Below are 22,929 nucleotides of genomic sequence, written 5' to 3' on the forward strand. Positions count from 1 at the left end.
ACAAATGCACTACGGGTTATATTAGTTTTTTACTAATTTAGTCTACGAGGATATGACGTACCCACAGTAGCAGACGAAAAAGGAAATGGTGTTCTTCCTTACCCAACCGCTATAAAAAAAGCTGATGACGCCTGATTAAGTTAAGTGTTTAACATTTAATCAGGTAGTTTATGCAGACAAAACAAAAAAAATCATTCAGCAAAAAAATCAATTTACAACTTTGGTCGTTGTTTAGACGTTATCCAACTATTCCTTACATCCTCAAATGGACATTCATTTGCTTATTTATCGGACTTTGTGTTGGTAGTGCTTCCGCAGGTTTTCTTCAATCATTGGATTGGGTTACGAATTATCGGGAAAATCATTTATGGTTAATTGCATTGTTGCCTATTGGTGGTTTTTTCATTGGCTTACTTTATTATTATTTGGGCAAAGACATTGAACCAGGAAACAATTTACTTCTTGATACCATTCACGACCCTAAACAAATTATTCCCTTCCGTATGGCTCCGTTTGTTTATATCGGAACCGTGGTAACACATTTATTCGGTGGTTCGGCAGGGCGTGAGGGAACAGCTCTACAAATGGCGGGTGCAATTGCCGACCAATTCAGTAAACCTTTCCGACTTTCTGAAAGCGAGCGAAAAATTTTAATCATTTCAGCCATTTCCGCAGGTTTTGGGTCTGTATTTGGTACACCATTGGCAGGTGCAATTTTCGGTTTAGAAGTGTTTTTAATCGGACGATTAAAATACGATGCTATTTTTCCCGCATTTGCAGCCGCTATTTTCGCAGACTTAGTTACGAAACTTTGGCAAACACACCATACTCATTACTACATCAATTTTGTTCCCGACATCTCTTTTTTAAATATCATTTACGCAATCATTGCAGGAATTATTTTTGGATTATGCTCAGCAACATTTAGTAAAACAATACATAAGGCAAGTTCTATTTTCAAATCAAAAATTGAGTATCCACCTTTCCGACCTTTGATAGGCGGTGTTATTGTTGCTCTTGCAGTTTGGGCAATAGGCACAACAAAATACATTGGCTTAGGTATTCCTACAATTGTTCAGTCCTTTGAAGAACAATTACCTATGTATGATTTTGCCTTGAAAATGATTTTTACCATCATCACATTGGCAGCAAGTTTTAAAGGTGGAGAAGTTACTCCACTGTTTTTCATTGGGGCAACTTTAGGTAACGCATTAAGTTATTTCATTCCATTGCCAACAGCACTTTTAGCAGGAATGGGATTTGTTGCCGTTTTTGCAGGAGCAACGAATACGCCATTAGCTTGTAGCATTATGGCAATTGAACTTTTTGGTGCTGATTGCGGAGTGTATGTTGCAATTGCTTGTGTAGTTGCATATTTAGTTTCAGGACATAACAGCATTTACAACAAACAAATGGTTGGCGAACCAAAGCACAAAAGATTTTCGAACCACGAAGGAAAAAGATTAAATGAACTTTAAAATTGTGAATATGAATACAAACAATATAAACGTAATGAGAATTTATTTTGGCTACGGACAAACAGTCAAAGGACAATCTTTTTGGCAACGACTTTGGAGCAACAATTTGGGACAATTACTTTTAAAGAAAGCGAAAGAAATGAATATTGAACAAGCCAATATTTTTATTGCAAAAGCTGGTTATTTAGACAACGATAAGATAAGTTTCAATATTTCAGAAATTCCATCTAAAAAAAATCCAGTTTGCCTTGAACTTGTGGACACTGCCGAAAAATTAAAAAATTTTATAGGGCAAAATAGAAAAGAGCTAAACGAAACAAATGTTATTCTACTAAATAATGAATGTTTTAAGATTGACCAATAAAAAAAGGACTTATAAAGCCTGTTGAACCCTTTGATAAACTCAGGATAGGCTGAAAAAAATTGTATCAAGAATAGAATTTTATCTTCAAAAACCTTTTTCTCGATACAAAATTCTTTCAGAATTCCACTCGAAATGACAGGTTTATTGATAAAATTAAAACGGGTTCATAAATTATAAAATAACATTATAACATGTAAACAAACATTATTTAATACCCATCGAGCATTATTCGACAAGATTAATTTTTAGCTTATTACTATTTCTATTTCTATTAAACATAAATTATTTAGATATTGAATAGTGGTTAAAGTTGTAATTTTGGCTAAAATTATGGTTTTAAAACCACCGAAAGTTTTGGCACAATTTCGGTCTAATCATAAACTGATCACAGAGCTGAGAGAATAAGGTTTCGATTCTTTTTCTATATTTTTTGAACGCATAAAATTGTGGTTTATACTCTTTTTGATTAGCTTTTTTAGGTGTTTCTTTACATTAACTTCTTTTTTGTCACTCCTCTACACAAACTTATATTGAATAATACTTAAACTACTCGATAATATCATGGAGAAAAAGTTACACTATTGAACAATTTTCTTATTTTTTTATAAAATTCTAAGCACGTGAACAACGAAGAAGAACAAACCAAAAATTTATAACTAACTTTGAGGTCTCAATTATGAGACCTTTTTATTTAAGAAAAATCAATGCAAAATATAAAATTAATCGTGACAGATATGGACGGAACTCTGTTACGTTCTAATCATTCGTTAAGTCCAGAATTCAATAAAATTTACGAAGAATTAAAAGAAAACAACATCACATTTGTACCTGCAAGTGGTCGTCAATATTATAGTATCATTTCTTATTTTGAAAATATAAAAGATGAATTGGCAATTATTGCTGAAAACGGAACCTATGTTACCTATAAAGGTGAAGAAATTTTTGTTGACGAATTGGATTGGTCTGTTGTAAAAGAAATCGTAGAAGAAGTGCGTAAAATAGAAGGCGCAAATATTGTTTTGGCTGGTAAAAATGCAGCTTATGTGGAATCGAAAGATGAAACTTTTTTAGAATATTTTAAAAATTATTATGACAAAAATATTTGGGTTGATGATTTAACTAAAATCGAAAATGAACAATTCATTAAAATTGCAGTAAATCACGCTGATGGAACAGAATTTAATGTATTTCCAAAATTAGTTGATTTTGAAAAATATGGATTAAAAGTTGTGGTTTCTGGAGAAGTATGGTTAGATGTAATGAACAAAAAATCGAACAAAGGAGTTGCATTACAAGCTTTGATGAATAAATTGGATATTTCTTCTGAAGAAATCATTGTTTTTGGGGATTTTATGAATGATTTGGAGATGTTACATTTGGCAAAATATAGTTTTGCAATGGAAAATGCGCATCCAAATGTAAAAGAAGTGGCAAATTTTAAAGCGCCTTCTAACGATGAAGATGGTGTAATTCAAGTTATTAAGCAATATTTACAACAATTAAAAACCGTAAACACTTAATAATCTGACAAATAACATCAATCATTTAACATTTCAAATCAGATTAAATTATTAATTTCGCACAAAACCTAAACAATCAATGTTAGCTATCAACAAACATCTAAAAAGCTTTCTTGCAATTGGAACTTTACTTTTTGTTTTTTCTTGTAAAAACGAAAATAATCCTATTCAAAATCAAACAACAACTTCTTCTGAACCAAAAGAAATTTTGCAGAATGATGTTGATTCTGTTTATACGGTAAAAGTTGACTCTTCAGTTTTGAAATTAGATACTATTGCAAAAGAAGAAAGGAAAAATCCTATTGATTCGACAAAACAATATGTTTACCTAACTTTTGACGATGGTCCATATAATGGAAGTAAAAATATCAATAAAATATTAACCGAAGAAAATGTAAAAGGAACGGTTTTCTTAGTTGGTTTTAATGCTTTTACGAAAGATTTGAAACAACATGTAGAAGATTATAAAGCCAATCCAAATGTAGAAATTGCTAACCATACTTTTTCGCATGCGCGTAACAAATACAAAGCTTTTTACAGTGTTCCAGAAAATGTTTATGAAGATATTCGCAAAAATGAGGTGGTATTAGACATACATTCTCGTTGGGTTCGTTTACCTGCACGTAATACATGGCGTTTGAACAAACGCAAAAAAGACGATCCAGTAAAAAATGCAATTCCAGCAGCTGATTTATTGGCTAAAAATCAATACTATATCTATGGTTGGGATTATGAATGGGAAAGAAGTGGAAAAAAATCTGTCAATCATCAGCTTTCTTCGCCTGAAAAAATTTACGAAGGAATTGTACATCGTTTGGATCAAAATAAAACATTCGAAAAAAATCATTTGGTAATTTTAATGCACGATGATATGTTTAATGAAGATTATAATGCAGAAAAATTAAGACAATTAATTGTTTTATTGAAACGTAATCCGAAAATTGTTATTAAAGGAATTTCTGGATATCCAACCAGGATTAGCTAAATAAAATATTAAGATAAAAAAAACCACTTCAGATGAAGTGGTTTTTTTTATTAAATAAACTCTATCGTTGTTTCTATTTCGTGACCTTTTTCTAACACTTTGTGTACAGGACAAGAATTTGCAACTTTCAATAATCTTGTTTGTTGTTTTTCATCGAAATCACCTTCTATAATAACATGACGCTGAAAAGTAATTGGCTCAGTTGTAATCATATCAAAATTGACATCTACCTCAACTTTTTTGTAAGCAAATTCTTTGTGATTCATATACATTTGCAATGTAATCGAAGTACAAGAAGCCAATGCAGCTCCCAATAATTCGCTTGGTTTTGCAGCTGTATCCAAACCTCCTTTATCTAAAGGTTCATCTACATTAAATTCGTGTTTCCCAGCTTTAATATTCGAAATATAATTTTTATCTGTCGAAGTTGATGTTACATTAATATCACTCATTATCAATTTATTTTTCGTTTTCTTTTATTTTAGATTTTTGTTGAGCTTGCGGAATCGGAACGTAATCGTCATCTCCAGGAACTTTAGGAAAACGATGATTAATCCAATTTTCCTTCGCCGTTTCAATCGTTTCTCTTGAAGAACTTACAAAATTCCAAAAGATAAAATGTTCTTCCGGTAATTCTTCTCCTCCAAAAATATAAACGGTAGAACCAGCCGTAATTTCGAACTCACACAAAGTAGCTTCTTTCGCAACTAATAATTGTTTTGTTCCGTATGTCTCTCCTCCATCTTTGATAGAACCTTCTAATACATACAAAGCAGATTCTCCATACAAATCTTTACCTAAAGAAACTTTGAAATCATTTTTCGCTTTAATCTCAATAAAATATAAAGGGGAATAAACAGGCACGCCAGAAGTATGTTCACCAAACTTACCAGCAATCAATCTATAATCAGCATTTTCGTCCGACCAATTTGGTAATTTATCTGCTTCAACATGAACAAAACTCGGCTCCATATTTTCTAATTCTTTTGGCAAAGCCACCCAAATTTGTAAACCATGTAATGTTTTTTCTGTTGTACGTAGATATTCCGGAGTTCGCTCAGAATGTACAACACCTTTACCAGCAGTCATCCAATTCACAGCTCCAGGCTGAATTTCTAATTCAGTTCCTAAACTATCGCGATGCATAATCGCTCCTTCAAATAAATAAGTCAAAGTTGATAAACCAATATGTGGGTGCGGTCCTACATCAAGATTTTGATAATCTTTCATTTTTGTTGGTCCCATATGATCGATAAATACAAATGGTCCGACATGTCTTTTTTGACGAAATGGTAATAATCTACCCACCAAAAAATTTCCTATATCAGCAGCTTTTTCTTCTAAAATTAATCCAACGTTAGACATAATTAGTTTAGTTTTTTAATTGATGTAAAATTAGTTTTAACTATTAATTTAAAACTTGATTTAAGTTAATAAATAAAAAAAGGCTAACCAAAAGGTTAGCCAATTATAACTTAATCTTAACGATTTCTAGTAATCGTAACTATTTTGTGTTTCTCCTCCAAAATTCCAAGCAATACCGAAACGTAATGTGTTTTCTAAAGCATTGTTTGTATCTGACATTGGAATTAAGTAAGAAGCATTAAAAGCAAACGCATTGTATTTTAGCCCTAAACCTAATGTCAAATGTTGACGATCTCCTTTCATTGGGCTTTCGTGGAAATAACCAGCACGAATAAATAAAGCATCATTATAAGAATACTCTGCACCTACAGAATACATAATTTCTTTTAACTCCTCTTTTCCTCCTCCAGGAGCATCTCCAAATGAACTAAAAATTCCAGACATTACTCCTTTATTTGGAATATATCCAGTTCCAGGAATTGGATTTCCATTTTCATCTTTCTCATATGTTGGAGTTGGAACTAATAATTTAGAAAATTCTGTTGTAATTCCTACTTTATTGTAATCATCAAATTTGAAATCATATCCAACACCTAAACGTAATGTTGTAGGTAAATAAGATGCATTATCTTCTGAGTTTGAATAATCTAATTTTGGACCAATATTAGAGATTTGGAAACCTCCACGTAATTTACCTTCAAAATTGTTGGTATCCATTGTTTCTGATTGATAATAACCTGCTAAATCAACTGCAAATGTATTTGCTGGTTGAGCAGTTGCATCATTAACACCATTAAAAATATCAGAACGAATAAAACGTCCCGTTACTGCCATCGAATAATTGTCTGTTAAACGTAAACCATACGATAAATCGATTGAGAATTCATTTGGTTTAGCAGTTCCCATTGGATAAATTGTACCTCCATGATCTTCATTAAGTTCTATATCTCCCATTTTGAAATAATAGATACTTGCTCCTAACGTACTACGTTCGTCTTGTCCTAAGAAAGTATAATAAGTTGCATTCAATAAAAATACATCATTCACCAAAGATCCCATATAAGGTGTATATGAAAAGGCTACACCTGAATAATCAGGAGCAAAAGAATACTTTGCCGCATTCCAAAATTGAGAATAATTATCCGCAGAAGTTGCAACTCCTTGATCTCCCAAACCACCTGCACGTGCATCTGGAGAAATTCTTAAAAATGGAGCTCCAGTCAAAATTGGATTAGATTTTGTATAATCGTTCCCAGTATCATTTCCTCCTGTATCTTGAGCATAGGTAAAAGCCGATGCTAAAATCAATAAACTTGCTGTAATTTTTTTCATTCGTTATATTATTGATTATATTTTTTCTTTTTGTTTTTTATTTTAATATGACAAGTTTTTCAACTGCGGTGGCTGATCCTTTACAAACCGTATCATCAACACCTTTCACATTGACCTTGTAAATATAAACACCTTTTCCTATTTTATCGCCAAAATCATCCAAACCATCCCATTCTATTGCATATTTACCTGTTCGATATCCTTCTCTAAAAGGTTCTGCCGAAACAGTTTTTCGGATTGTTTTGACTAATTTTCCTGAAATTGTAAATATCTGAACCATTACATCTAATTCAGAATCACAATTATGTTCAAAATGGAAAAACGTATCCTTAGTAAATGGATTTGGCCAGTTTAGCAATTTATCAATATGCAATTGTCCTGTTCCATTTTCCATTACTACAAAGTCTAACGTTACAGTATTCGAATTATTGTTGATATCCCAAAATTTTAAATTCACAGTATGTTGACCAAGTTCAAGATTTTTCAATTGATACATTACTTGTCCTTTCTGATAATCTTCAAAATTCTTATTGATACATGGGTTTGCATCACCTCCATCATAATATTCATTCAACACATAAGCATCTTGCACTTTTCCATCAAGCGTTGCAACAATATCGTGTCCAATACTCGATCCAGTTGCATTAATACCTGAATTATCAGTTAAACAACCAACCAAATAAGGCGAACGATCTGTAATTCCTCCATTCGCAAAATGAAGATTATTCATATATAACTTGCCCTGCGGACGTTCATCATCATTTAATCCTTCTTCATTAATTCCTTCAATCGTAATTGTTTTTAAAGTCGATGCATCTTTACCATCTTTCTCATCCCAAGCATAAAATTTTATTTTACGATTTCCTAGCTCGTAATTGATATCTTTCGGAACATAAAATTGAATCGTAAACTCACCTTTTTCAACTTTTCCTGTTCCTTTATAAATTGTTTTATTTTCTGTTTCGAAAGTTTTTCCAGCCCAATCAGACTCCGATAAAATGGTTTTCGTTTCAGGTTTTTCATACAAACTAATCGCAATTTTCCCATTGAAATTATTATCAATAGAAGTGTTAGATAATTGATTTACTTTACCTGTAATCGTTATAAAATCTAACGCTTGCATCTTACCACCTGCAAGGGCATCTACATCTTTTTTATTTTTGATACTTAATATTTCAATATCTTGTTGCGGACGATGAATTACTAACATCGGATCTCCAAGAATACTTACACTTTTGTTATTTGTATGTTTTGGAGAATAATTTAATTTTGCTTCATTAAGCGCTTTACCAATTGTTTGATTTTCTACACCAACCTTCTTAAAAAATTGTTCGATCAAAAAATTATTCATCGAATCTCCATAGCCTGTTCCAATCGGACGGTTAGTCGTAATCATAGATAACGCTCCACCATTTGCATTTTTCAACATTGCTTCACCAGCAGAATTATATTGCGGTAAATCCCAAATTGTAAAATCACAAGTAACAGTTGTGACGATAGGTAAACGTGAATAAGCTGCATTAAAATTGGATAAATTTGTTAATTCTTCAGCTGTTATAATTCGTTCTTGCGCCCAACTACGAGGACCACCATGACCATAATACATCAAGAAGTTTGAACCTAACTCGATTCCATTCAGAATTGCTTGATTTACGGTTGGATATCGAACACCAGCAGAAGTACTTTCGGGTTGATGAGCTCCCGAATATATCTTATTAATCGTATAAATTTGATTCTCAGGCTTAGAAAATTCTGTATCAATTTTGGCATTTAAACCTGGAGTATTTACATTATTGTCATTATCCGTAACTGCAACAATTTTTGTTCGCCAATCGCCATACGAAGTTCCTTTTCCTTGAACTTTACCATAATACGAAATTATTTTATCAACCAAAATCTTTGCCTCAGCAGAGTTAGAAGCAGAAATTCGTCCTACAGCTATTTCAAACCAATTGGCATCGTAACTATAAATTCCATCTACGCTATTCGATAACATTTTTACATTATCATTTAACATTGCAAAATAATCGTCGGTTGCAATCGCACCATCAATATTAAGAGAAGGTTCGTCTGTAAAAGTGGGAAGATAATTTGTAAAATCTTTTACTCTATTTTTCGGATCATAGGTTGTCGCTCCAAACAAAACACCATATTCTAAATTTGGACTTGACCCATCTTTTAAGAATTTAAAGAAATCACGAATCGCAATAGGATCATGACTTCCAGAAGAAAAATCGTTGTAAACTTGTTCCGTTGTTACAACACCTACATTTATCTTATCATGCTCTTTTCTAAAATTCGCCAAGCGAGTAGCTTGATCTAAATATTTTGGATGCGTGACAATTATATAATTAATATCAGTTAAACTACGAATATCTTGATTCGCTACTTTCCCTACATATTTTGCATCTGTAAAAGCATTTTCATCCTTGAAAGCGACAAACTGATTCAGATGATTTGTGCTAAATTTATACAAATTACTTTGCGGAACAATTGAAGAAATTGAATGAATATCAGAAACATTCCAAACAGAAACATTTGCTGCATTATTCAATGAAAAAGCATTCACACTTCCATTATTAATATCTTCTAAAAACTGAAATGTAAACTGCTCATTGCTATATGTTAAACCATCTTTGAAACGCAATTGTAAATAATCCAAATAAGCTAATCCAGAAGGATTGGTTCCGCTAGAAGAAACCGCAATATCGATAGAATTTGAACCTAATGAAACTGTTTTATCTTGAATATTTCTATCAAATAAAGAGTTTCCTAAAGAATGAGTAAAAGTTTGTCCATTTAAATTAACGCTATATGATGTATTGTTTGCATTTTTTCCAACCACCGCATAACGCAAATATGCTTCTCCACCATTTACAGCATTCGCTTTGAACGTTTTCTTGAAACCTCCATTTAAACCAATATTTTCTCCAACCCAAATTTGCCCAAGACCATTTAAGTTAATCGAATCTTTTTCATGAAATTGTAAATTATCAAAAGTAGAAAAAGTTTTTATAGGACTTGCTGTAAGCGCCTGTTCTCCTACTCTTTTGCCATCTTCTCCATTAAAACTGATAAAATAATAAGCAAAATCATCATACAAATTATAGCGAACTTTTGCATCTTTCAACGTTGTCGTATTATTTCTGTACCACTGATGCGGACCTTTCGCATAAAACAACGCGTAATCATTACTATCAAAACTTCCATCTTCACCTCCAACAAATTTTATTGGAATTTCATTCAAAGCTCCAGTTCTATCTTCCGTTAAATTCTCCATCAAACGCCCTTCTCCATTTCCATAGATTTTTAGCGATTTTGGGTTAAAATTGGTCGGAATTCCATTTTTAGTAAAGAAACTTTTATCTAATTTAAAAACTCCATCTTTCGAGACTTTTATTTTGTACCAATCTCCCGTTTTCAAAACACTTGTAGTCGAATTATCAATTAATTTTCGAGAAGATATTTTTCGAGATTGCGCTGATTTCGGAACAATTGAAAAAGATTCTATTTTTAAAATTTTATTATTTTGTTTGACAAATGGCACAACTTTAACAATTAATTTTTGCTGACCATTTTTATCGATAATATTGTATGAAGAAAAATTAATTTTATCTGTAATCGAAAAGGTGTTCAAATCAGCCAATTCGTTCTGTACTTCTTTAAATTGCACATTTGACAATTCAACTTCTTGATTTGTAGAATTTAACTCAACGACAAATTCTGGAAGAAAATATCCTCCAACAAAATAATTGTCTTTATTCGAGAAAAACGGCACATTTACCGTATTTCCATTCGTTAAAGAAATTGTTTGATTATTCTCCCAATTTATTTTGTAATTTTGACTAAACAATTGAGGAAATTGAAGCAAGGTTGCAACTAAAATAAAATATTTCTTCATGTCTGAATAACGCTATTTTGACAAATATATTTTCAATCGTAAAATAAAAAAATAATTCTTACGTTTGATACAAGAAATAAAGCATTTTTTCGTTGTAAGATTAATGTCAAATGCTTTTATTTGCATTAAATTTAATTTTCGAAAACCAGAAATATTCTATGAAAATGAATAAAGGACGTATTTTTTCTCTTGCTCTTGCAGCTGTTACTATGAGTGTATTCATGGGTTGTGCAAGCAGTTCAGGAAAGAAAAAAGGAGGTGGAACAAAAAATTTCACAAGTCGTACAGGATGGAAACCAAACGATAGTAAAGGTTGGTTTTTTTCAGGTAAAAAGAAAGAAAACATCAAAGCTTGGCCTGGAATGGTTTTCATCGAAGGTGGATCTTTTACGATGGGAATTACGAAAGATGACGTGTTACACGATTGGAATAATTCTCCTGTTCGTATGCAAGTGAAATCTTTCTTTATTGGTGAAACTGAGGTTACAAACTACGAATATAGAGAATATTTAACTTGGTTAAAAGTTGTTTTCCCACCAGAAGACACACAATACAGGGATATTTATAATGGAGCATTACCAGATGAAACGGTTTTTAACAATCAATTATCTCGTGATGATTTCTCTACAGAAAATTATTTATTTTCTCCAGAATTCAGCTATTACCCAGTAGTTGGTATTTCTTGGTTACAAGCCGTTAACTATTGTGATTGGTTAACAGATCGTGCAAATGAAAAAGCCTTAATGAACAAAGGAATCTTATCAAAAGATTACTATGCTAATGAAGAATATAATTACGGAAATAAAACATTTAATGCTGAACAATATAAGTTAGGCGATACAAATGTAAACGAAGCGATTGATTCGACTAAAATTATGAAAGCGAATCAAATCAAAACACAAAATACCCGTATCTTAAAAGCGAATCGTGCTACTAGCTCTTTAGAAGTGCAACCTTTCCGTTTACCTACAGAAGCTGAATGGGAATATGCTGCATTAGCTTTACCTGGAAATCGTGAATACAACGAATACAAAGGAAAAGATGTTGCTCAAAATAACTTGAGAGTTACGAAAGGTGCTCAAAGAGGACAATATTTAGATAACTTCAAACAAGGACGTGGAGATTACTCTGGTATTGGAGGATTTGGAAACGATGGTTCTGCAATTACAAGTGATGTGCGTAAATATCCTTCAAATGATTTTGGTCTTTACGGAATGTTAGGAAACGTTGCTGAATGGGTTTCTGATGTTTATCGTCCAATTATTGATGAAGAAGCAAACGATTTCAACTACTACCGTGGAAATATTTTAAAAACAAAAATTGACAACGGAGCAGGTGGTTTTGAAAAATATGACGAAACAAATGTTGAATATGATACATTAGACAACGGACGTTTAGTTTACAAAGGATTACCTGGTGCTTACAAAAAGCAAACAGTATATGATTTAACAAATTATCGTGATGGTGACCCTAATTCTTCTTTATCACCACGTACTGAGGAAGGTAAATCTGCTGATCAAGCGACAAAAGATATGTACAACGCTCCTCAACGTAAATTTAGAGTAGATGAAAAAGGTCGTGTAATTTTAGAAAAAGATTCTTCTAAACGTACTTCTGACATCTCTGATGAAACACGTGTTGTAAAAGGTGGTTCCTGGAAAGACCCTATTTACTGGATAGATCCAGGACAAAGACGCTACTTACACCAAGCAAGTGCAACAAACTGGATTGGTTTCCGTGTAGCACAAGAATACTCTGGTAGTTTCGAATCAAAACGTAAGCGTAGAGGATAATAATCCTTTTCAAAATATTTTAAATCTCGGTGATTAATTTCATCGAGATTTTTTATTTTTACATTATGAAAACAGCAGAAATATTCGATCAATTTCTTAAATCGAAAATAGTTACGACTGATACACGCAACATCTCACAAAATTGTATCTTTTTTGCTTTAAAAGGAGCTAATTTTAATGGAAATACTTTCGCTCAAGAAGCGATTAATCAAGGAGCTGCAATAGCAATTGTTGACGAAAAAGAATTTGAAAATACATCTCAAAATATTTTTTTGGTTAATGATGCTTTAGAAACTCTACAAGATTTAGCGAGAACTTATCGTAATTACCTTAAAATACCATTTATTGGATTGACTGGTTCTAATGGGAAAACAACGACAAAAGAATTGATTTCAGCTGTTTTAAAAGAGAAATTCAAAACGCATTATACTTTCGGAAATCTGAATAATCATATCGGAGTTCCTTTAACTATACTTTCTATTCCAGAAGATACAGAAATGGCTGTGATCGAAATGGGTGCGAATCATCAAAAAGAAATCGAGTTATTAGCTTCAATTTCTCAACCAGATTATGGGTATATCACCAATTTTGGTAAAGCACATTTAGAAGGTTTCAGAGGAATTGAAGGTGTGATTAAAGGAAAATCTGAATTGTATGATTTTTTGAGAGCAAATAACAGAACTGCTTTTGTCAATTTTAATGATCCAATTCAAGTTGAAAAAACTGAAGATATTAATCGAATTACATTTTCTGATCAACATAATGCAGATGTTCAAATCGAATTGATAGAAAATGAAACTGAATATTTGGCGGTTAAATACCAAGATTTAAAAATTCAATCTCATTTAACAGGAAACTATAATTTTAGCAATATTTCGTGTGCAATTGCAATTGGACAACATTTCGGGATTAATGCTAAAACTATTCAACAAGGAATCGAAAATTATTTTCCATCAAATAATCGTTCACAAATTATCAATAAAGAAAATTACAAAATTGTGATGGATGCTTACAACGCAAACCCAAGTAGTATGGAAGCTTCGTTAAATAATTTTGCAAAATTTGAAGGTTCTAAAACAGTTATTATTGGTGATATGTTCGAGCTTGGAGAAGAATCAAAATCTGAGCATCAACGTATTTTAGATTTAGCTGAAAGTTTAGATTTTGATCAAATTTTTATTCTAGGACATAATTTTGGTGAAACAATTACGAATAATCCAAAAGTACAAAAATTTGAAAACCGTGTTGCCTTTGAAGAATGTTTGAAAGAAAATCCAATCAAAACTCAAAATATTTTGATAAAAGGTTCTCATGGGATGAGACTTGATTTGTTAGAAAACATTTAAAATCAACACCCTGATTATCTGATGAATAAATCAATATTCTTTTTTATAATTACTCTTTTCTGTTATCATTCTCTTCAAGCTCAATCTGTAATTGAATGGAAAAAAGATATGAAGCTTAATTACAAAAACTTCAAAAAGAAACCTATTCAAACAAAGGTTCCTCAAGGATTTTTAGATTCAAAATTAGGTTGGCAAATTGCAGAATCTACAGGAGAACTTCCTGAACTTTGGGTTACCAATAAATTTGATGAAAGTAATTCGTGGCTATCTATGCAACATACAGAAATTTTAAAAGAAATGCAGTTGCAATTTGACTTGTCTGAATTATATGCACGAAAAATTAGAAAAGATTTTAAAGATTTACAAGCCAAAAAAGTCATGAATAAAGATTCTTATCGAGCAAAATTTTTGTTAGGTTCTAAGAATTTTCAGAAAAAATTGAAATCGATAGCTGGAGTTTCTTTAAATCAACCTGACTTATACAAATTATTAAATAAACAAATTCAAGATTCATTGGTGATTTATCAAAATTACAGTAAATAATTTAACAATTAGTAAACTTTAAATTTCATAAATTTATACAAAGTACAAGCTGTGGAAATCACAGCTTTTTTTAGCTAAATTGTTTATGAAAAAAATTTTATGTTCTTTATCTATATTTACAGTAAGTGTTTTAGCGTCAGCGCAAGCACCAAGTAACTATTACGACACTGCAACTGGTAGCAGCTTTACCTTAAAAACACAGCTATATGAAATAATAAAAAACCATACAGATTTAACATATGGCGGATTATGGACACTTTATAATAGAACAGATTCTGATAATGGTTTTTTAGATAAATATGATGAAAAAGATAATTCTATTTATGATATTTATTCAGAGATACCGAAAAAAATTGATCCTTATAATTTTATAAAATCTTCAGATCAATGTGGCAGTTCTGGTTATAAAAATGAAGGAGACTGCTACAACAGAGAGCATATTATTCCTCAAAGTGTTTTTAATAAAAACTCTCCTATGGTTGCAGATGCATTCCATATCTGGCCAACTGATGGTTATGTTAATAATAAAAGAGATAATTTTCCTTATGGAGTTGTTGAAAGTGCAACATACACTTCTTTAAATGGCTCTAAATTAGGAAGTAATAAAAACTCTGGATACTCTGCGGGATTTTCTGGAACAGTTTTCGAACCAATTGATGAGTTTAAAGGTGATATAGCTCGTGCTTATTTTTATTTTGCTACTCGTTATCAAGAAAATGGTATTCAGAGTTGGTCTTATGCTATGTTTAATAAAACAAAAGATAAAGTTTTTACAGACACTTTCTTGAAAATATTAATGACTTGGCATTTAAATGATCCTGTTTCTGATCGTGAAAAAGATATTAATAATTTAGTCTACAGATACCAAAAAAACAGAAACCCATTTATTGATCATCCTGAATATGCAGAAAAAATTTGGGGTTCGAATTTAGGAACTGGAGATTTCGAATATCAAAAGCGTGATGATGTTTCAGTTTACAATGTAACAAATCGTTCGATTAAAGTTAAACTTGAAAATAATTCGAAATCAATTCAGAAAGTTTCTGTTTTTAATTTCAACGGACAATTAATTAATGAAGTTTCTAATTCATCAAATCAAAAAGAAGTTGAAGTTAATTTCAAAACTCCAGGTGTTTATATCATCAAAGTTGTTGGAAAACAAATGGAAATCAATAAAAGAGTTGTTATAAAATAATCATTTATCAACCATCATAAAAAAAATCCTTCGCTCATACAAGTGAAGGATTTTTATTCTAGTAAATGGAAAAAATTATTAGTCATTATTGATATCTTTCTTGAAAAATGTGCTTCCGTAAAGAAACATGATTAATACAAAAGGGATACCAAGCGTGACTGATAACAAAATAAATGTTTTTAACATACTAATAAGAAATGTTTTAGTTTCTAATACTTTTATCAATTTACAATTAATAGTTTTATATTATTCATAATAAAATATCTTTTTTTATTTATTAACACTATTTTTATCAACTTAATAATTAAAAGCTTTTCATTAATATAAATTCATAAAAAAAGTCGCTTAAAATTAAGCGACTCATATATAGAAAATTCTATTTTAAATTATTGGTTTCCTTTAGCATAATCAGCTAAGAATTGTGCTAATCCAGAATCTGTTAATGGGTGTTTTAACAATCCTAAAATTGATGATAAAGGTCCTGTCATAACATCAGCACCAATTTTTGCACAGTTTACAATATGCATTGTATTACGAACTGAAGCTGCTAAAATTTGAGTTTCGTACAAATAGTTATCATAAACCAAACGAATTTCTTCGATTAAGTTTAAACCATCTGTCGAAATATCGTCTAAACGTCCGATGAATGGAGAAACGTAAGTTGCACCAGCTTTTGCAGCTAATAATGCTTGTCCTACAGAGAAAACTAAAGTTACGTTAGTTCTAATTCCTTTTGTAGAAAAGTATTTACACGCTTTTACACCATCTTTCGTCATAGGAATTTTAACTACGATTTGAGGATTTAAAGCTGCTAAAGCTTCACCTTCTTTTACCATTCCTTCGAAATCAGTAGAAATTACCTCAGCAGAAACATCTCCGTCAACTAATTCGCAAATTGCTTTGTAGTGATTCAAAATATTTTCTTGACCTGTAATTCCTTCTTTTGCCATTAAAGATGGATTTGTTGTTACACCATCTAAAACTCCTAAATCTTGGGCTTCTTTAATGTCAGCTAAGTTAGCTGTATCGATAAAAAATTTCATTGTTTGTTTGTATTTCGTTCAGGCAAAATTAAGGATTAAATTATAGAAAACCATTTAATCTTAAAGATTCGATCAAAAATATTTTAAACCGCTGTATATCCTCCATCAACAAGGTAATAACCGCCTGTCATAAAGGATGCTTTGTCCGAACTTAAGAATAAAACCAACTCCGCAACTTCTTCTGGCTGTCCCAAACGACCCATTGGATGTTTTGTAACAAGCAACTCTAAATGATCTGCACTCAAATTATTCGACAACAAAGGCGTCATAATATAACCTGGTCCAACTGCATTACAACGAATATTTTTTGGTCCGTATTCCGCTCCAATGTTTTTCGTCAAACCTACAACTCCATGCTTTGCAGAAGTATAAGCCGAACTCATTGGCGCAGCGACAGTACCATGAATAGAAGCCATATTAACAATAGAACCTCCTCCATTCTTTTCCATTGCTTGTAATTGATATTTACATCCGTAAAAAACACCATTAAAATTGATATCTATTACTTTTTTCCAACCATCTAACGGATAATTTTCAGTCAGCTCGGCAGGACCACCAATTCCAGCATTGTTACAAGCTATATCAAGTTTTCCATAAACTTCAAGCGTTTTATTTACTAATGCTTCATTATCTTCTGGCGAAGAAGTATCAGCTTTGAAAAATATCGCTTCTCCTCCATTCTTTTTGATAATTTCTACTACTTCATTTCCACCTTCTTCATTAATATCCGAAACCACAACTTTCGCACCCTCTTTGGCATATAATTCAGCAACAGCTTTTCCAATTCCAGAACTAGCACCAGTTACAATCGCAACTTTATCTTTTAAACTTGACATAATTTTATGATTTTAATTTAAATAAAGTTAATCATTTATAATCAGATCTATAAATCATTTCTTACAAATAATATTATTTTAAATGATTCAATTTTATTAACTATTTTGGAATGAAAAATTCAGCATAACAAATATATTTAGGTTAAAACAATTCTATTTTTTTATATTTGATACAAATAACTTTTTAAATGAAAAATTTAATAGCTGCTATACTTTTATGTAGTTTTTCTACGATAAATGCACAAGAAACAAGTGATTATAAGTACATCAATATTCCTGAAAAATTTTCTAGTTTTGATAAAGATGAATATCAATTAAATAATCGATTAAGATATATTTTGACGCAGAAAAAATACGAAGTTTTACCTTCTGATAAATCTGCTTGGCCACAAGAAGTTGTGCAAAATCCTTGTTTAGCTTTGAATGCGGATATTTTAAAAGTTAAAAGTTTTTTGAATAATAAATTAGAGGTAAGTTTTACAGATTGTTCTAATAAAAATATTGAAAAATTTGAAGGAACTTCTAAGATTAAAGAATATGACAAAGGTTACCAAGAAGCAATAAAATTAGCTTTAAATCCTTTGAAATCTCAAAATGCAAAGGCCTCCGTTCCAATGGTGAAATTAGAAAAACCCCAAACAGAAACAACAGCTGCATATATGCCAGAACCAAAAGGAAATCAGGTCACTGCTACGAATTTATTGACAGATGGAACAACTACTTATCAAAAAATTGAACTACAAAATGGTGGTTTTATGTTGATGTCCGAAAACGGAAATCAAGTTGTTGCAAAATTTGAACCGACCCTAAAAAATGGAATTTACAGAGTAATTGTTACAAAAGGAAATTCGAATTATTTTTCGGTAGGATACATCAGTGGAAATACGATTTCCTATGAGGTTTCTGAAAATAATAGTTGGAAAGAAGTTAAATTATCGGCTAAATAATCTTGCTATGAAAATTATATTATCAAGTTTATTTCTTATTGCTTTATCGTCATTACAAGCACAAAATGTAGCTGATTACAAATATGTTATCATTCCTCAACTATTTAAAGATTTCGTAAAAGAAGATTATCAATTGAATACAGGATTGAAAACTGCTTTGAGAAAAAAAGAATATGAAATAGTAAATGAAAATTCTATTCCGTTAGATGTGCAAATCAATCCTTGTTTAGCTACAAAAGCAAATATTGAAAATACTTCTGTTGCTTTTAAAAATAAATTAAAAGTAACGTTTACAGACTGTAATAATAATGTGATTTCAACTTATGAAGGTTCGTCAAAGGAAAAAGATTTTACAAAAGGTTATCAAGAAGCCTTAACATTTGCTATGAATCAGGTTGGAAAACAAAATGCGAAAGATTTACCTATAACTAAAACAGAAAATACAACAACTACAACCGTTAAAGAAACAACGAATAAAGTCGTTACGCAAGTGTCAAATAAAACTGTAGAAAACAAAAACGTCTACAAATCAAACGGAAAAAATTACACTACAGCAAGTACAAATAACAACGAATTTGTCTTAATAGATCAAGAAAATTCACAAGTTATTGCACAATTTTATCCAGCTGCTCAACAAAATATTTTCCATGTGACAGTGATTTCTCAAAACGGAAATTACCAAACAATTGGCTATTTGAACGAAAATAATATCATCATCGAATATAAAACAGGTGATAAATCTTGGTCAACTACAACTTATTCAAAGTAAGTTTTTATAGTACATTTGCACCTTAAATTTTAGAAAATGCAAGCACCTATTGCGAAAAAAATAGAACAAAAATTAGAAAAACACGGAGATATCCGCATCGATAATTATTATTGGTTGAATGATCGTGAAAACTCTGAAGTTATCAATTATTTGAACCAAGAAAACGAATACACAAAAGCTATTCTACAACCAACAGAAGCTTTACAAACCAAACTTTTTGAGGAAATGAAAGCGCGAATCAAAGAAGATGATTCGTCTGTTCCGTACAAATTGAATGGTTATTGGTATTTGACGGAATATCAAAAAGGAAAAGAATATCCAATTCACAAACGTCGAAAAGATAGTTTAGAGAATCCAGATGAAATTCTTTTTGATGTCAACACAATGGCTGAAGGTCATTCGTACTATCAATTGGGTGGAATTTCGATGGCACCAAATAATCAATTGGTTTCCTTTGGAGTTGACAATGTTTCGCGAAGAATTTATACGATTCAAATCAAAGATTTAACAACTGGAGAAATTCTTTCTGATAAAATAGAAAACACAACTGGAGGTTCTGTTTGGGCGGCTGATAATCAGACTTTATTTTATACAATAAAAGATGAAACATTGCGAGCTTATCAAATTTGGAAACACAAATTAGGGACAAAACAAGAAGATGATGTCTTAGTTTTTGAAGAAGTAGATGATACGTTTAATGCGTTTGTTTACAAATCAAAATCTAGAGATTACATCATTATTGGATCTTCAAGTACTGTTTCTGACGAGTTTAGATATATTCCTTCTAATCAACCAGATGCTGAGTTTAAAATCTTTCAAAAAAGAGAACGTGATTTAGAATATTCAATCGAACATTTTGGTGATTCATTTTATATTCAAACCAATAAAGATGATGCTTTTAACTTCAAATTAATGAAAACTTCTGTCGAAAAAACAGAACAAGAAAATTGGATTGATGTAATTCCTCATCGCGAAGAAACATTGATTGAAGGTTTCGAAATTTTCAAGAATTATTTGGTTATCGAAGAGCGCACAAATGGTTTATTGCAGATGAATATCAAAGCATGGGATAATTCAACTGATTATTATTTGCCATTTAACGAAGAAACCTATACAGCAAATGTTGGCACAAATCCAGATTTTGATACTGACATTTTGCGTTACGGATATACATCGTTGACAACTCCTTCTTCTGTGATTGATTTTAACATGAATGATAAAACATTCGAAATCAAAAAAGAGCAAGTTGTTATAGGTGATTTTGATAAAGAAAATTATATTTCTGAACGTATTTGGGCAGAAGCTCGCGATGGAGAAATGGTTCCAATCTCATTGGTTCGTCGAAAAGATACGCCTCTTTCTGCCGAAACTCCTCTTCTACTTTACGCTTATGGTTCGTATGGTTACACGATAGAGCCTTATTTTAGTTCGGTTCGATTAAGTCTTTTGGACAGAGGTTTTATCTATGCAATTGCACATATTCGTGGTGGTCAATATCTTGGTCGCGAATGGTATGAAGATGGAAAAATGTTAGAAAAGAAAAATACTTTCTTCGATTATATTGATGCAGCAAAATATTTGATTCAACAAAATTATACGTCATCAAAACACTTGTACGCAATGGGAGGTTCTGCTGGTGGATTGTTGATGGGTGCTGTGATTAATTACGAGCCAACATTATTCAATGGTGTAATTGCGCAAGTTCCTTTTGTGGATGTTGTCACAACAATGTTAGACGATTCTATTCCATTGACAACAGGGGAATATGATGAATGGGGAAATCCAAACGAAAAAGAATATTACGATTACATGAAATCGTATTCGCCTTACGATAATGTGGAAGCGAAAGCTTATCCAAACCTTTATGTTTCGACAGGTTTACACGATTCTCAAGTACAATATTGGGAACCTGCAAAATGGGTGGCGAAATTAAGAGATTTAAAAACAGATAATAACATTTTACTTTTAGATACAAATATGGATACAGGACACGGTGGTGCATCTGGTCGATTCGAGTCATTGAAAGAAGATGCAAAAGAAGATGCTTTCTTATTTATGTTAGAAGGGATTACAGAATAAATTTCAAACCAAAAAGTCAACAAATTTGTTGGCTTTTTGTATTTTTAACCAAACCTACTCTATGACCTTTATTTTCTTAATTTTTGGATTAGCAATTGCTGATTTCAAACACTTATTCTAAAAGAAATTTGGCAAGTAAACCTTCGTCCAAAATGGATTTTATTTCTTATAACTCCTCTATTAATAAATATTACAGATTATTTTTGCGACGTTCAAATCACAGCTTTTGTATTTTTTGGAGCAATAGCTTCAATATTTTTTATTGCAGTTACTGGTATAATTTTTCAAAATTCTACCAATTTTGAAGAAGAATCAAGCAGTTTCAAACGCGAAAAAAGTTATAGTGAAATTGTCCAAGATTATAATCAGCCTTTTAACCTAAATCCTGCTTGGGGAATTGTTTATCAACTCTATGTCGTTGCGATGATTGGAATTTATATTTTTGTTTCAAATGAAGTTTATGAATCTGATTTAAATTATAAATTGATTGAACAAGATTTAGTTTTACAACTATTATCACTTTTTATATTTACAGGATTTTCCATTATTATTTTGTTGTACAATTATTTAGACGGAAACAAAAATTATATTCCTTCCATTTTGACTGGAAAAAGATTAGTTGCAACACCAAAAGAAAGCAGAATTAATAAGGCAATTACCATAAGCGTTACGATTATATCATTCATTATTTTCTGTAAATTTTGTTACGATAAAGGAATTTATTTCAGCTTGAAATATATCTTTCAATCATTTGATTCTTCATCATTTCTATCAATAAATACAGGAATTATTGCATTTATTACTTTCAATTCTATTATTCTGATAATTAATCCATCACAAGTTGCAAAACGAAATATGATTCGCATTGCAACACTTATTCAATCTGCTTTTTTCAGTATTTTTTTATCAGCCGCAATTGTAGCCCCTTTTATGATTTTGCAAGATCGATTAGCTTACTTCAATATGAGTTCAGAAATTCTTTTATTTTTAGGATTTAATATTGTTTTATTAGTGAATGAAATTTCACTTTTTGTAAAATACAAAAAGGGTATAATCGATTAATTCTTCTAATAAATCACAGATTTTACCTAAATTTACAACAAAGCTTTGTACTTTCTGGAATCTATTTTAAAATGAAATTTAAACTTACACCAATATTAATTGTGTTGAGTATTTTAGAACTCTTCCTTTTATTTATGTCTATAAACTATCTTTTTATTGATAATAATGGAGGAAATGCCTTGGGTGGAACAATCGCTTTTTTTGGATTAATTATTTTCTTTTTTATTTTATTAATTGAACAACTTATTATAATAAGTATAAAAATTCCGATAAAATTTATTTGGATCATTGAATCTATAGTCTTAATGATTTCAATTATTTATGTTTATTATAATGGGATATCTATCGGATAATATAAAAAATGATAAATT

19 protein-coding genes, 1 pseudogene and 1 riboswitch are annotated in these 22,929 nt (G+C 31.0%); of the genes and pseudogenes, 13 read left to right on the plus strand and 7 right to left on the minus strand.

Translation table 11 applies throughout. The features are described from left to right. Window positions 1–72: 72 nt before the first annotated feature. A riboswitch (Fluoride riboswitch) is annotated at window positions 73–141 on the plus strand. Between the two features lie 29 nt (window positions 142–170). Next, window positions 171–1,478 (plus strand): voltage-gated chloride channel family protein, encoded by a 1,308-nt coding sequence (locus B4J88_RS09820; RefSeq protein ID WP_291067494.1) that lies wholly within the window; start codon window positions 171–173, stop codon window positions 1,476–1,478. A 10-nt stretch (window positions 1,479–1,488) separates the two neighbouring features. After that, on the plus strand, window positions 1,489–1,842 hold the full coding sequence (locus B4J88_RS09825) for a DUF190 domain-containing protein (protein ID WP_291067496.1): 354 nt from the start codon (window positions 1,489–1,491) through the stop codon (window positions 1,840–1,842). Between the two features lie 225 nt (window positions 1,843–2,067). On the opposite strand, the pseudogene B4J88_RS09830 reads toward B4J88_RS09825, so the two are convergent. After that, window positions 2,068–2,328: pseudogene (locus B4J88_RS09830) on the minus strand (transposase); the annotation flags it as partial. Window positions 2,329–2,546: 218 nt separating this feature from the next. Here B4J88_RS09830 and B4J88_RS09835 point away from each other — a divergent pair. Both B4J88_RS09835 and B4J88_RS09840 read left to right on the plus strand, forming a co-directional pair. Further along, window positions 2,547–3,362 (plus strand): HAD family hydrolase, encoded by an 816-nt coding sequence (locus tag B4J88_RS09835; RefSeq protein WP_286495788.1) that lies wholly within the window; start codon window positions 2,547–2,549, stop codon window positions 3,360–3,362. A gap of 79 nt (window positions 3,363–3,441) precedes the next feature. Continuing rightward, complete coding sequence (locus B4J88_RS09840; RefSeq protein ID WP_221855957.1) at window positions 3,442–4,347, plus strand: polysaccharide deacetylase family protein; 906 nt, start codon at window positions 3,442–3,444, stop codon at window positions 4,345–4,347. 50 nt (window positions 4,348–4,397) lie between these two features. Here the strand turns inward: B4J88_RS09840 and B4J88_RS09845 are convergent, their stop codons facing one another. The 4 genes from B4J88_RS09845 to porU all read right to left on the minus strand — a co-directional run bounded on the left by B4J88_RS09845 (window position 4,398) and on the right by porU (window position 10,945). Continuing rightward, window positions 4,398–4,799 carry an OsmC family protein gene (locus tag B4J88_RS09845; protein ID WP_221855955.1) on the minus strand — a complete coding sequence of 134 codons (402 nt, stop codon included), beginning with the start codon at window positions 4,797–4,799 and terminating at the stop codon, window positions 4,398–4,400. Window positions 4,800–4,806: 7 nt separating this feature from the next. After that, complete coding sequence (locus tag B4J88_RS09850; protein ID WP_291048904.1) at window positions 4,807–5,712, minus strand: pirin family protein; 906 nt, start codon at window positions 5,710–5,712, stop codon at window positions 4,807–4,809. A gap of 126 nt (window positions 5,713–5,838) precedes the next feature. Beyond that, window positions 5,839–7,044, minus strand: coding sequence for a type IX secretion system outer membrane channel protein PorV (gene porV / locus B4J88_RS09855; RefSeq protein WP_291067498.1), 1,206 nt, complete (start codon window positions 7,042–7,044; stop codon window positions 5,839–5,841). Between the two features lie 37 nt (window positions 7,045–7,081). Beyond that, the gene (porU, locus tag B4J88_RS09860; protein WP_291067500.1) at window positions 7,082–10,945 is read right to left on the minus strand and encodes a type IX secretion system sortase PorU; all 3,864 of its coding nucleotides are present in this window, start codon (window positions 10,943–10,945) and stop codon (window positions 7,082–7,084) included. A gap of 164 nt (window positions 10,946–11,109) precedes the next feature. Here porU and gldJ point away from each other — a divergent pair, with 164 nt between their 5' ends. From gldJ to B4J88_RS09880, 4 genes are all read left to right on the plus strand, one after another. Then, complete coding sequence (gene gldJ / locus B4J88_RS09865) at window positions 11,110–12,738, plus strand: gliding motility lipoprotein GldJ (RefSeq protein WP_291067528.1); 1,629 nt, start codon at window positions 11,110–11,112, stop codon at window positions 12,736–12,738. A 65-nt stretch (window positions 12,739–12,803) separates the two neighbouring features. Next, a complete protein-coding gene (locus tag B4J88_RS09870; protein ID WP_291067501.1) occupies window positions 12,804–14,084 on the plus strand; it encodes a UDP-N-acetylmuramoyl-tripeptide--D-alanyl-D-alanine ligase in 1,281 nt (426 codons plus the stop codon). Between the two features lie 21 nt (window positions 14,085–14,105). Next, entirely contained in the window at window positions 14,106–14,627 is a 522-nt protein-coding gene (locus tag B4J88_RS09875; RefSeq protein WP_115000770.1) for a hypothetical protein, read from the plus strand. 85 nt (window positions 14,628–14,712) lie between these two features. Beyond that, window positions 14,713–15,822, plus strand: a complete 1,110-nt coding sequence (locus B4J88_RS09880; RefSeq protein ID WP_125349845.1) for an endonuclease — start codon at window positions 14,713–14,715, stop codon at window positions 15,820–15,822. A 386-nt stretch (window positions 15,823–16,208) separates the two neighbouring features. Here the strand turns inward: B4J88_RS09880 and fsa are convergent, their stop codons facing one another. Continuing rightward, complete coding sequence (fsa, locus tag B4J88_RS09885) at window positions 16,209–16,865, minus strand: fructose-6-phosphate aldolase (RefSeq protein ID WP_125349844.1); 657 nt, start codon at window positions 16,863–16,865, stop codon at window positions 16,209–16,211. Window positions 16,866–16,948: 83 nt separating this feature from the next. Beyond that, on the minus strand, window positions 16,949–17,701 hold the full coding sequence (locus B4J88_RS09890) for an SDR family NAD(P)-dependent oxidoreductase (protein ID WP_125349843.1): 753 nt from the start codon (window positions 17,699–17,701) through the stop codon (window positions 16,949–16,951). A 188-nt stretch (window positions 17,702–17,889) separates the two neighbouring features. On the opposite strand from B4J88_RS09890, the gene B4J88_RS09895 reads away from it, so the two are divergent. The 5 genes from B4J88_RS09895 to B4J88_RS09915 all read left to right on the plus strand — a co-directional run bounded on the left by B4J88_RS09895 (window position 17,890) and on the right by B4J88_RS09915 (window position 22,911). Then, window positions 17,890–18,648 carry a hypothetical protein gene (locus tag B4J88_RS09895; RefSeq protein ID WP_125349842.1) on the plus strand — a complete coding sequence of 253 codons (759 nt, stop codon included), beginning with the start codon at window positions 17,890–17,892 and terminating at the stop codon, window positions 18,646–18,648. A 7-nt stretch (window positions 18,649–18,655) separates the two neighbouring features. Next, window positions 18,656–19,417: a hypothetical protein gene (locus tag B4J88_RS09900; RefSeq protein ID WP_280036346.1), complete on the plus strand. Its 762-nt coding sequence runs from the start codon at window positions 18,656–18,658 to the stop codon at window positions 19,415–19,417. Between the two features lie 36 nt (window positions 19,418–19,453). Continuing rightward, on the plus strand, window positions 19,454–21,496 hold the full coding sequence (locus B4J88_RS09905; RefSeq protein WP_280036343.1) for a S9 family peptidase: 2,043 nt from the start codon (window positions 19,454–19,456) through the stop codon (window positions 21,494–21,496). Window positions 21,497–21,919: 423 nt separating this feature from the next. Next, window positions 21,920–22,558: a hypothetical protein gene (locus B4J88_RS09910; protein ID WP_115000778.1), complete on the plus strand. Its 639-nt coding sequence runs from the start codon at window positions 21,920–21,922 to the stop codon at window positions 22,556–22,558. A 71-nt stretch (window positions 22,559–22,629) separates the two neighbouring features. Further along, window positions 22,630–22,911, plus strand: coding sequence for a hypothetical protein (locus B4J88_RS09915; protein WP_219034993.1), 282 nt, complete (start codon window positions 22,630–22,632; stop codon window positions 22,909–22,911). Window positions 22,912–22,929 lie beyond the last annotated feature (18 nt).

The organism is Empedobacter sp. UBA5036 (genome assembly GCF_002415215.1).
Lineage (GTDB): Bacteria > Bacteroidota > Bacteroidia > Flavobacteriales > Weeksellaceae > Empedobacter > Empedobacter falsenii_B.

Coding starts and splice junctions, on each gene's coding strand:
- B4J88_RS09825 (WP_291067496.1), top strand. CDS start 1,489: ATGAATACAAACAATATAAACGTAATGAGAATTTATTTTGGCTACGGA.
- B4J88_RS09910 (WP_115000778.1), top strand. CDS start 21,920: ATGATTGGAATTTATATTTTTGTTTCAAATGAAGTTTATGAATCTGAT.
- B4J88_RS09890 (WP_125349843.1), bottom strand. CDS start 17,701: ATGTCAAGTTTAAAAGATAAAGTTGCGATTGTAACTGGTGCTAGTTCT.
- B4J88_RS09915 (WP_219034993.1), top strand. CDS start 22,630: ATGAAATTTAAACTTACACCAATATTAATTGTGTTGAGTATTTTAGAA.
- B4J88_RS09840 (WP_221855957.1), top strand. CDS start 3,442: ATGTTAGCTATCAACAAACATCTAAAAAGCTTTCTTGCAATTGGAACT.
- B4J88_RS09870 (WP_291067501.1), top strand. CDS start 12,804: ATGAAAACAGCAGAAATATTCGATCAATTTCTTAAATCGAAAATAGTT.
- B4J88_RS09880 (WP_125349845.1), top strand. CDS start 14,713: ATGAAAAAAATTTTATGTTCTTTATCTATATTTACAGTAAGTGTTTTA.
- B4J88_RS09835 (WP_286495788.1), top strand. CDS start 2,547: ATGCAAAATATAAAATTAATCGTGACAGATATGGACGGAACTCTGTTA.
- B4J88_RS09895 (WP_125349842.1), top strand. CDS start 17,890: ATGAAAAATTTAATAGCTGCTATACTTTTATGTAGTTTTTCTACGATA.
- porU (WP_291067500.1), bottom strand. CDS start 10,945: ATGAAGAAATATTTTATTTTAGTTGCAACCTTGCTTCAATTTCCTCAA.
- porV (WP_291067498.1), bottom strand. CDS start 7,044: ATGAAAAAAATTACAGCAAGTTTATTGATTTTAGCATCGGCTTTTACC.
- B4J88_RS09850 (WP_291048904.1), bottom strand. CDS start 5,712: ATGTCTAACGTTGGATTAATTTTAGAAGAAAAAGCTGCTGATATAGGA.
- fsa (WP_125349844.1), bottom strand. CDS start 16,865: ATGAAATTTTTTATCGATACAGCTAACTTAGCTGACATTAAAGAAGCC.
- B4J88_RS09905 (WP_280036343.1), top strand. CDS start 19,454: ATGCAAGCACCTATTGCGAAAAAAATAGAACAAAAATTAGAAAAACAC.
- B4J88_RS09845 (WP_221855955.1), bottom strand. CDS start 4,799: ATGAGTGATATTAATGTAACATCAACTTCGACAGATAAAAATTATATT.
- B4J88_RS09820 (WP_291067494.1), top strand. CDS start 171: ATGCAGACAAAACAAAAAAAATCATTCAGCAAAAAAATCAATTTACAA.
- B4J88_RS09900 (WP_280036346.1), top strand. CDS start 18,656: ATGAAAATTATATTATCAAGTTTATTTCTTATTGCTTTATCGTCATTA.
- gldJ (WP_291067528.1), top strand. CDS start 11,110: ATGAATAAAGGACGTATTTTTTCTCTTGCTCTTGCAGCTGTTACTATG.
- B4J88_RS09875 (WP_115000770.1), top strand. CDS start 14,106: ATGAATAAATCAATATTCTTTTTTATAATTACTCTTTTCTGTTATCAT.